Raw genomic sequence first — 8,988 nt, 5'->3', positions numbered from 1 at the left:
CAGATTTTTGCCAAGCTTACTTCTTTAGGACGCATTCACAATACTTCTAATTGTGTTGCATCCTCGTAAATTGGCAAAGGTATTGGGATAGACAACTGATTTATTGAAATTCAGGAGTGAAATTGATTCGTAAATTCTCACTCCTTTTTTAGATGAGAGGATTCTTAATTCTATTGATACTAAATCCGATTTTTAAAATCCCTTTATATATATTTTTTGGGATTTTCCCCCACACTTCCCGCATTTCTCACACTTCCCTCTCTCATTCTAAAAAGGGGTAATTAACCCAGACTTAGTATGAGATCTGCGGAAACTAGAATTAGGATTACTTTGTAGTGATGAATCTTTCTAATTTTTTACTGTATTGACGATGTAGCCAGCCAAATATACCCAAAATTCCAAAGCCTGCGATTGCATTTGGCTCTGGTGTAGTCTCAGCTTGATACTCTTGATCGAAGAACATACTGTAGGCATCTTCTATACCATTTCCATCTGTTACTGAACTTTGGCTTGGTTCACCTTCACTTACAGTATCCATTTCTTGCCAAAAATTAAATCCACCGCTCGATGAGCCCCAACCATTGTAGCTCATCAAAAAGTTCCATTCATTGTTCCACAAATTTCCATATTCGTGGTTAAAATCAAAGTGCACCAGGATATTTGTGATAAATTCCTCCAGATCATTTACGTGCTTCCGGGCTGTTTCTTCATTAACATCCCTCATATTCATAACTGCTTGGATCAGTTTTGTTTCCCAAGCCTCTTTCTGTTCTTCACTTACATTATTAAGCAGACTAAATATTTTTGCTGTTTGTTGTAAGCTTGCTGTTGATAAGTTTTGAGTTAATTGTTCTGCAGAACCTTGTAACCATAAGCTTATCTCTTCATCAGTTTTGGTATAGCCAAGGACATCTAATAATTGCAAATCTAGGTTTGTAATATCTAACTTTTCTCCTTTCCCAAGTACTGGGTGCATAATTCCCAAAGGACTACCATTGATACCTCCATGTTCTGACCAATGACTGGTTTGATAGGAATTACCATCAGCAAAGTCAGCTAGTTTGGTCTGACCCCCATCTATTGACAAGAAAGTTTGTCCGCTAGAAGACCAGTCAAATACACCATTTTGTTTGCTTTCTTCAGAAAAACGCAATAGATCCATTGAACTGACTAAGGCGATATCTTTTTCTAACAAAGTAGTGCTATTCGTCTCAGCCTGCATTTTCAATGAATTAAAAGCATCTACCCCACTGACAACTCCTAAAGCGTGACCAATTTCGTGTAGAGCGACGGTAAGAAAGTCAAATTTATTACTAGCTACTTCAGCATTTGGATCGCTAACTCGAGAAAAATCCCAGATAGTATCTTCAAGAAAATTTCCTTGGGGATTTTGAGTTAGCCAATCAGCGTAACTGATGATTTCACGGTTAGCATCCAACATGGAATTACTGAGCAATATTTCAGCATCAGACTTTGTATCATCGCCATTTATCAGTTTCAAAGCCTTAGCATTTGCACGAGTAAGCCAAATCTTCTTGTTATTGTCATTACCATTTTGGTCGATGATAGTTTCCGGATCTAATGTCTTCACCATATCGACTTGGTCGCGGTTGTCTACATTGACCGTATTATGATCCTCAATTCGCATATTAAATGTTGAACTATCAAATTCAACTAAATCGCGGTTCAAATTCTGCAATTGAGTCAGGTTTAGTTGTTTAAAAATATCTTGGGCTTGAGCGGTAATGGTACTGTTAGAGTTAGCTTCAACATTATCAAGGGCGGAGTTAATGTTAAACCCTTGTTGTTGCAAAATATTCAAGTTTTCTTCATAAGTATTTTCTTGTAAGTCAACACCTAATGATTGTAAAAAATATTCCTTATTAGATTGAGCAATTTGTAAACTCTTGAAAGCTGTTAAATCGTCAATAGAAGTGATGCTCTTAAAACTGCTATTCAAGAATTTTTGATAGTTAAAACGGAGCATAGTTGGGCGTGTTGCGCCTAAACCTTTGGAATTACCTAATTGGGTAAAATCAATATAAATATTAACAGTTGTATCTTTTTTACAGGAGCAAGATGGATCTAAAAATGTGTTTCCAATTTTAGAAGACCAAATATCACCAGCAGCTAAAAAACCATCAACCACCTCTTGAGAAGTATTTTGGGTATAAGTGAAATTGAATTGTATTGCTTGGGCTGGGGTACTACTAAATATACCAGTTATCAATGCAAAAGTTAGTGGTGCAACCCGTTTAAAATTATTAACCTGACGAATAAATGTAGATTTAATCATTTGTCAAAATTACCCTGTGCAAATAAGTTTGTAATGGAAACTTTTTTGAAAAAATATGGTGTCGAATATTATGTGATTTATTTGCTTTTTCTATATATATGAGAAACAATGAATTTCGAAATTGTTTTAGCGCTTGAGGTTGAAGAGGTTTTCTGAATGAAAAATTCTTATTTACTACATATATTTCTATCGCACTAATCAAATTAAATAGAAGAGTAATTGTTCTGAAGTAATGGTTTAAAGGGACTTAACAGTTTTATTGTTTAAACTTCAAGATAAAGTTATTACTTTGGCAACGGGCTGTTTTTTTATACTTTTTTTGTCGCAACTTTTCAATAAAGCTTTCAGCCTTTACGCATGCGCCGATGTAGCCAGCCGAATATACCGAGAATTCCCAATCCTACAATTGTGTTTGGCTCTGGTGTGGTAGCAGTTTTATACTGTTGATTAGTTGCTGTAAATGGATCTGTTCGATCTCGATCTGTAATATCTGCTTCTTGCCAAAAATTAAACCCACTGCTTGAAGAAGTCGAATTACTATAGCTGATGTCAAAGTCTGTCTCTGGCTCAGATTTTTTATTCTTTTTATTTTTCTCTTTCTTTTCTTTCTTCTCCTTGTTCTGAGAGTCTTGCAATAGATTATTGACCTCACCTTTAGATTTGGTGTAACCCAAAACATCTAATAATTGCAAATCTAAGTCGGTGATATTTAACTTCTCACCCCTTTCAAGTACTGGATGCATTATTCCCAAAGGATTACTATTTACATCACCTTTTTCTGACCAATGGCTAGTTTGATAAGAAAATCCATCAGCAAAATCAGCGATTTTTGTCTTACCACCATCAATTGATAAAAAAGTATTTCCACTAGATGACCAATCAAATACAGATTTTTGTGCACTCTCCTCTGAGAAACGCATTAGATCCATTGGACTAACTAACGCAGTATCCTTATCTGAAAGAGTTTCGTTATTAGCTTCAGTCTGAATTTTTAATGAGCTAAGAGCATCGACTCCGCTGACAACCCCCAAAGCGTGACCAATTTCATGTAGAGCAACGCTAAGAAAATCAAACTTATGACTTGCTACTTGAGCATTTAGATTATCAACTCGGGAAAAATCCCAAATAGTGTCTTGAAGAAAATTACCTTGGGGGTTTTGGTTTAGCCAATCATCGTGACTGATAATATCGCCATTGGCAGACAACATGGAATTGCTCAATGAAATCTTAGCATCAAGCTTATGATGACTTCCATTCGTCAAACCCAATACCTTAGAATTTCCACGGGTTAACCAAATTTTTCTGTTATTTACACTGTTATCTTCATCAATAATAGTTTTCTTTTCTAATCCTTTACCTTTACCTTTACCTTTACTATCATCATCTATTTGCATCTTGAAAGTTGAACTACTAAAGTTAACTTCATCACGGTTTAACAGTTCAATTTGCTCCAGATTGAGCTGTTGAAAAATATTTCCAGCTTGAGTTGCAATCAAATCGTTTGACTTGGGTTTAATACCTTTGATTTTTCTTTGAATGTTAAAACCCTGTTCTTGCAAAACATTATAATTCTCCGCAAAATCTTTATTTTCTAAATCAACACCTAATACTTGTAAGAAATTTTCTTTGTCGTTTTGGCTAATTTGAAAACTCTTGAAAGCATTTAAATCATCTGCAGAATTTATCTCTTTAAAACTATGATTCAAAAACTGATTGTAATCAACGCTGACCATCTCTGGGTTTGCTACACCTAATCCTTTGGAATTACTCAGTTGAGTAAAATCAACCTTAATATTAATGGTTGTGTTTCTTTCACAGGAGCAATCTGAGTCTAAAAAAGTATCTTGAAATTTAGAAGACCAAATATCCCCAGCAGTCTGAAATCCATTGATTATCTCCTCGGAAGTATCATCACTATAAGTGAAATTGAATTGTAGTGCTTGGGCTGGATGACTGCTAGATATTCCAGCTAATAACACAATGCCCAATGGTATAAACTTTTTCACTTTATTAAATTGGTGAACATATGTGGGTTTCATGATTTATTTTTACAATGATTATCTCTTTGCACTAAATCATTGATATAAATTTGCTCATAATTATGATGCAAATATTTTCATGTTTGTACTTATTCAGAAATAAATACTACATTTTTCTATTTAATTTGTCCTTTTTTCAAAAAAATTCTATATTTTCTCCTCAATATATCAGATATATTTCTATCCTATTTATATAGGATGAGAGAATAGTAATTATCCTGAGAAAATATTTTTAGTAACTTAATTATTTTGTTATTAAAACTTCAAAATTAATCCATGATTTCAAAGATTTGATGTTATTATTAGCAATCGACTCCAAGCTTAAGTTCTAAATCCTAATGTTAGGTATTATTTGAAACCTTTTAAGATTATTTTTGCTTAGAATATTTTTGTGTATCTGTTACAAAAAAACAAATTCAGAGAGCAGAAAAGTTAAAGCTTACAAAATCTTCACTAAATAAAATATTCAATCTCTGCGAACGCAACGAATCAACCAGCCAAATAGGGTCAAAATCCCCAATCCTGTAATTGCATTCGGCTCAGCGGTAGTAGCAATTCGATACTCTTGATGGAAAAAAACACTATATCCATCTTCTACAAAATTTTCTTCTGTAAATTTCTCTGTCAATAGTGCTTCATTATACTCAGGAGCTTCTAAAGAATCTATTTCTTGCCAAAAACTAAAACCCCTGTTTGAAGAAGAAGCATAATTATACTTCATCCTAAATCTTGCTTTTGCCAAAAGTTTTTTCAATCTTTTCTGTTTTTGAGTGAGTTGATGCAACCATCGATTTTCTCGATCTTCAACTTTGGTGTAACCAAGAACATCCAATAATTGCAAATCTAAATATGTAATATCTAATTTTTCTCCTCTTCCAAGTACTGGGTGCATAATCCCCAGAGGATTACCATTGATATCATGTTCGGAAATTAGCTGTTCTGCAGTCTAGTAAAATGTTAGTGCCTAGCAGAATTGCTCCCTATAATTCTATAATTATTTCCCCCTACCCCAGATATATGCAGACTTAAATTCATTTCCACAAATATTTTCCGGTGAATTAGGTAAAAAAACCGTTGGCTAATTAAAAAAAATCAAGCAAATTATAGTAACAAGTAAATAAAATTATACTATCTAATAAAAATAAACATGCATTAACTACGAGTTTATACTGAATAAATATTTGCGTTTGGCATCAAATATTAGGATAATTCTGGTAGTATTTCAAGGGCTACATCAATATAAAAATTATTCTTTCATAATACTAGTGTATTTATACATACGTAGAACGGCCAAATATGCATGAAATCTGAATAAATAGAACATTTTCTATTTCTAGAGTTCTGCTTTTGCCTTGCATCTTGAAAATTTACGTATATTCTCCTGAAAAAATTGTGACAAAATCAGGGTACTACCGATTATGAATCGAAAACAGGGTATTGAAAGATTAAAACAGAATATTTGCCATATTGGAGTTTTTCGAAATCTATGTGGAGGCTTTGCAAAAATAGTTTCTCACAAGAATTTTCTGAGTTTAAACAATCATATTTTTCAGAAATCTGTTGGAACAATCGCCGGTATAGCTTTCTGTACTTTGAGTGGAACATCTCCATCTGTGGCTCAAATATCAGCAGATACCAATCTTCCTGATGGACAAACAGTGGTCACACCAGGAACAACACCAGGAATCGATTTTTTAATTACGGGGGGAACAAAAGTAGGTAATAACTTATTCCACAGTTTTCAAAATTTTTCTGTTCCCGAGAATGGTTCTGCGATTTTTCAGAATGACGCAAATCTTACAAATATAATCAATCGCGTCACTGGTGATTTGGAATCTAATATCAATGGTTTAATCCAAGCGAACGGTAACGCTAATTTTTTTCTAATAAATCCTAATGGGATTATTTTTGGTCCCAACGCTTCGCTGAATCTTGGTGGCTCCTTCATTGCTAGCACCGCTTCAAGTCTTAGACTTTCTAATGGAGATGAGTTCAGTGCGATAAACCCGACCAAACCTTTGCTAATTATTAGCGTTCCCCTAGGTTTACAATTTGGTAATCAAGCTAAATCTATTACTAATCAATCTCAGTTTAATAATAGTCGTACAGTTCTTAACTCAGTAGGTGCACCAGGTGGATTAGTTTTACAACCTTTTCAGACCTTAGCGTTTGTCGGTGGTGAAATCAAAGGAGAACTAGGCAATATAACTGTTCCAGGAGGTCGTATAGAGCTTGGTGCTGTAGGAGAAAATAGTTTTGTTGGTCTGAACCAAGGTCCACAAGGTTTTACTTTAGATTATACAAATGTAGAGGATTTTGGAGACATAGAGCTAATTAGATCGGTGAATGATGTCAGTGGTCCTGGTGGTGGTAATATCCAACTCCAAGGTCAGAAAATAAACTTGGAGCAATCAGCTCTTTTTGCCGTAACTTTCCCTAATGGGATTGAAAATGGTGGGGTAGTTAATCTCTATGGTGATGAGATCAATATTAACAGTTCTGGTATTCAAGCAATTACATTAGGTAACCTTCAGGGTGCAGATGTCGCTCTAGAAGCTGAAAATATCTCAGTTCAAGCTGAGTCAGTTGTTTCTGCAGAAACACGTGGTTCAGGTCAAGGTGGTAAATTAACTATTAGTGCTAATAATCTAGAGGTTGTAAAAAGTATCCTGGGAACAGAAACTCAGGTTTCTGGGAATGCTGGTGATGTGTTAATTACCACTCAAGATTTAAATGTTAGAGATGGTGCTCAAATAGCAACTAACGCCTTTGAAGAAGGAGCTAGCGGTCAACTAACAGTGAAAGCTTCCAATTCTATTGAGCTTATTGGTGAGAGGGGTGATGGCTCAGTTCCTAGTGGTTTGTTTAGCGATAATCATAGTTCTGAAAAATCTGCAGGAGTGAGTATCGAAACAGGAAAATTAAATATTCGCGATGGAGCCAGAATATCTGCTTCTACTTTCGCCGGAGGAGATGGGGGTCAAGTCACGATTCAAGCGAAAGATTATGAATTAATTGGTAGTTCACAGACTGGTAAATTAAGTGGCGTATTTACTAATGTGGAACCGGGAGCTACTGGTCAGGGAGGTAATATTTCCTTAACAAGCGAAAGATTACAGATTTATGAAGGAGCACAAATATCAGCTAGTACCTTTAGTAGCGGTAATGCTGGTCGTGTTTCCATTAGTGCTTCTGATTCTATAGAAATACAAGATTTAGGCTTAGATACGGCATTTAGTGGTTTATTTGCTCAAGTCGAAGCTAAACAAGACACATCAACAGCCACAGGTAAAGGTGGTGATATTTTATTAGACACCGGAAAATTAACTCTCCAAGGTAAACAAGCGCGAATATCAGCTTCTACTAATGATGTCGGTTGGGGAGGTAATGTGACAATTAATGTTGATGAGTTACTCGTAAGAGATGGATCCCAAATTCAAGCAGCAACTACAGGTATGGCACCTAGTGGAAAATTAGAAGTAACAGCGACAAATAAAATCGAACTTAGTGGTGTAGATGAAGTTCCTAGTGGTTTATTTACTTCTACTCAAGGTTATCTAGCTGCAGGTAGTTTAGATGTTAATGCTAAGGATTTATCGATTTTGGATGGGGCGAGAATCTCGGCTTCTAGTTTTGGTGCAGGTGTGGGAGGAAGTATCAATGTTAATGCCTCAGATACAGTTAAACTCACTGGTACTGGTACTTCATCAAATACAGAAGTACGTAGTGGTTTGTTTGTAGAAGCAACAGGAACAGGAAAAGCAGGTAATATTGAGCTAAATACTCGTTCTTTATTGCTTGATGACTGGGGAGCAATTATTGCAGAAACAGCTTCTGACGATGGTGGTGATATCTCCCTGAAAATCGCCGACATGATTCAGATGCGTAACAACAGTTTAATTTCTGCAACTGCTGGTGCTAATAGCAAAGGTGGAGATGGAGGTAATATTAATATCGCGACAAATTTCTTGATTGCAGTGCCCTCAGAAAATAGTGATATTACTGCTAATGCTTTTGAAGGACAGGGAGGAAATATTCAAATTTCAGCTCGAAATATTTTTGGTATCGAGTTTCGTGAGAAATTAACTTCCTTAAGTGATATTACTGTTAGTTCAAGTTTTGGTGCCAACGGTATTGTAGAAATAACTACACCTGATATAGATCCTTCTCAGGGAATAACTGAGCTACCAGAACAAATGACGGATACTTCTAATCAGATTGCTCGTGGTTGCGGAGTCGACCGAGTTCAGATTGCAAAAGGACAAATCAGAAATAGATTTGTGGTTATTGGCAAAGGTGGATTACCATCTAACCCGGAAGCAATCCTTAGTAGCAACACCATATTAGAAGATTTAGAAATAACTCCAATTCTTAAGCCGCAAGATACTGCTCAACAAGCTCTTTCATCCACAAAAAATCCAATCAAAGTTTCTGATTCTAACGATTCCCTCGTAGAAGCTCAATCAATAGTGCTTAACTCCCAAGGCGAAGTTTTATTGACTGCACAGGTTTCTCAAAGAAATCATAACAGATCTTGGTTCTCATCAATTAGTTGTTATAACAATTAATGATAAACCGCTTTTATATGCAGCTTATAAGTTTTTTCACTTAATTCTAAATCCCTATTTGAACACTTAAATTCTTTATCAGCAC

4 protein-coding genes are annotated in these 8,988 nt (G+C 35.3%); 1 reads left to right on the top strand and 3 read right to left on the bottom strand.

Translation table 11 applies throughout. From position 1 onward, the window contains the following. Positions 1 to 325 precede the first annotated feature (325 nt). From BC008_RS06595 to BC008_RS06585, 3 genes are all read right to left on the bottom strand, one after another. Positions 326 to 2,296, bottom strand: a complete 1,971-nt coding sequence (locus BC008_RS06595) for an NF038122 family metalloprotease (protein WP_027842799.1) — start codon at positions 2,294 to 2,296, stop codon at positions 326 to 328. Between the two features lie 344 nt (positions 2,297 to 2,640). After that, the gene (locus BC008_RS06590; protein ID WP_027842800.1) at positions 2,641 to 4,335 is read right to left on the bottom strand and encodes an NF038122 family metalloprotease; all 1,695 of its coding nucleotides are present in this window, start codon (positions 4,333 to 4,335) and stop codon (positions 2,641 to 2,643) included. A gap of 466 nt (positions 4,336 to 4,801) precedes the next feature. Next, positions 4,802 to 5,227: a hypothetical protein gene (locus tag BC008_RS06585; RefSeq protein ID WP_027842801.1), complete on the bottom strand. Its 426-nt coding sequence runs from the start codon at positions 5,225 to 5,227 to the stop codon at positions 4,802 to 4,804. Positions 5,228 to 5,753: 526 nt separating this feature from the next. On the opposite strand from BC008_RS06585, the gene BC008_RS06580 reads away from it, so the two are divergent. Beyond that, positions 5,754 to 8,903 (top strand): beta strand repeat-containing protein, encoded by a 3,150-nt coding sequence (locus tag BC008_RS06580; protein WP_027842802.1) that lies wholly within the window; start codon positions 5,754 to 5,756, stop codon positions 8,901 to 8,903. The last annotated feature ends 85 nt before the right edge of the window (positions 8,904 to 8,988 follow it).

It is taken from the genome of Mastigocoleus testarum BC008, from assembly GCF_001456025.1.
In the GTDB taxonomy this organism is placed as follows: Bacteria; Cyanobacteriota; Cyanobacteriia; order Cyanobacteriales; family Nostocaceae; genus Mastigocoleus; species Mastigocoleus testarum.
Note: the sequence above shows the minus strand (reverse complement) of the source record. Positions and strands in the feature narration are given on the sequence as shown.

Coding starts and splice junctions, on each gene's coding strand:
- BC008_RS06585 (WP_027842801.1), bottom strand. CDS start 5,227: ATGCACCCAGTACTTGGAAGAGGAGAAAAATTAGATATTACATATTTA.
- BC008_RS06580 (WP_027842802.1), top strand. CDS start 5,754: ATGAATCGAAAACAGGGTATTGAAAGATTAAAACAGAATATTTGCCAT.
- BC008_RS06590 (WP_027842800.1), bottom strand. CDS start 4,335: ATGAAACCCACATATGTTCACCAATTTAATAAAGTGAAAAAGTTTATA.
- BC008_RS06595 (WP_027842799.1), bottom strand. CDS start 2,296: ATGATTAAATCTACATTTATTCGTCAGGTTAATAATTTTAAACGGGTT.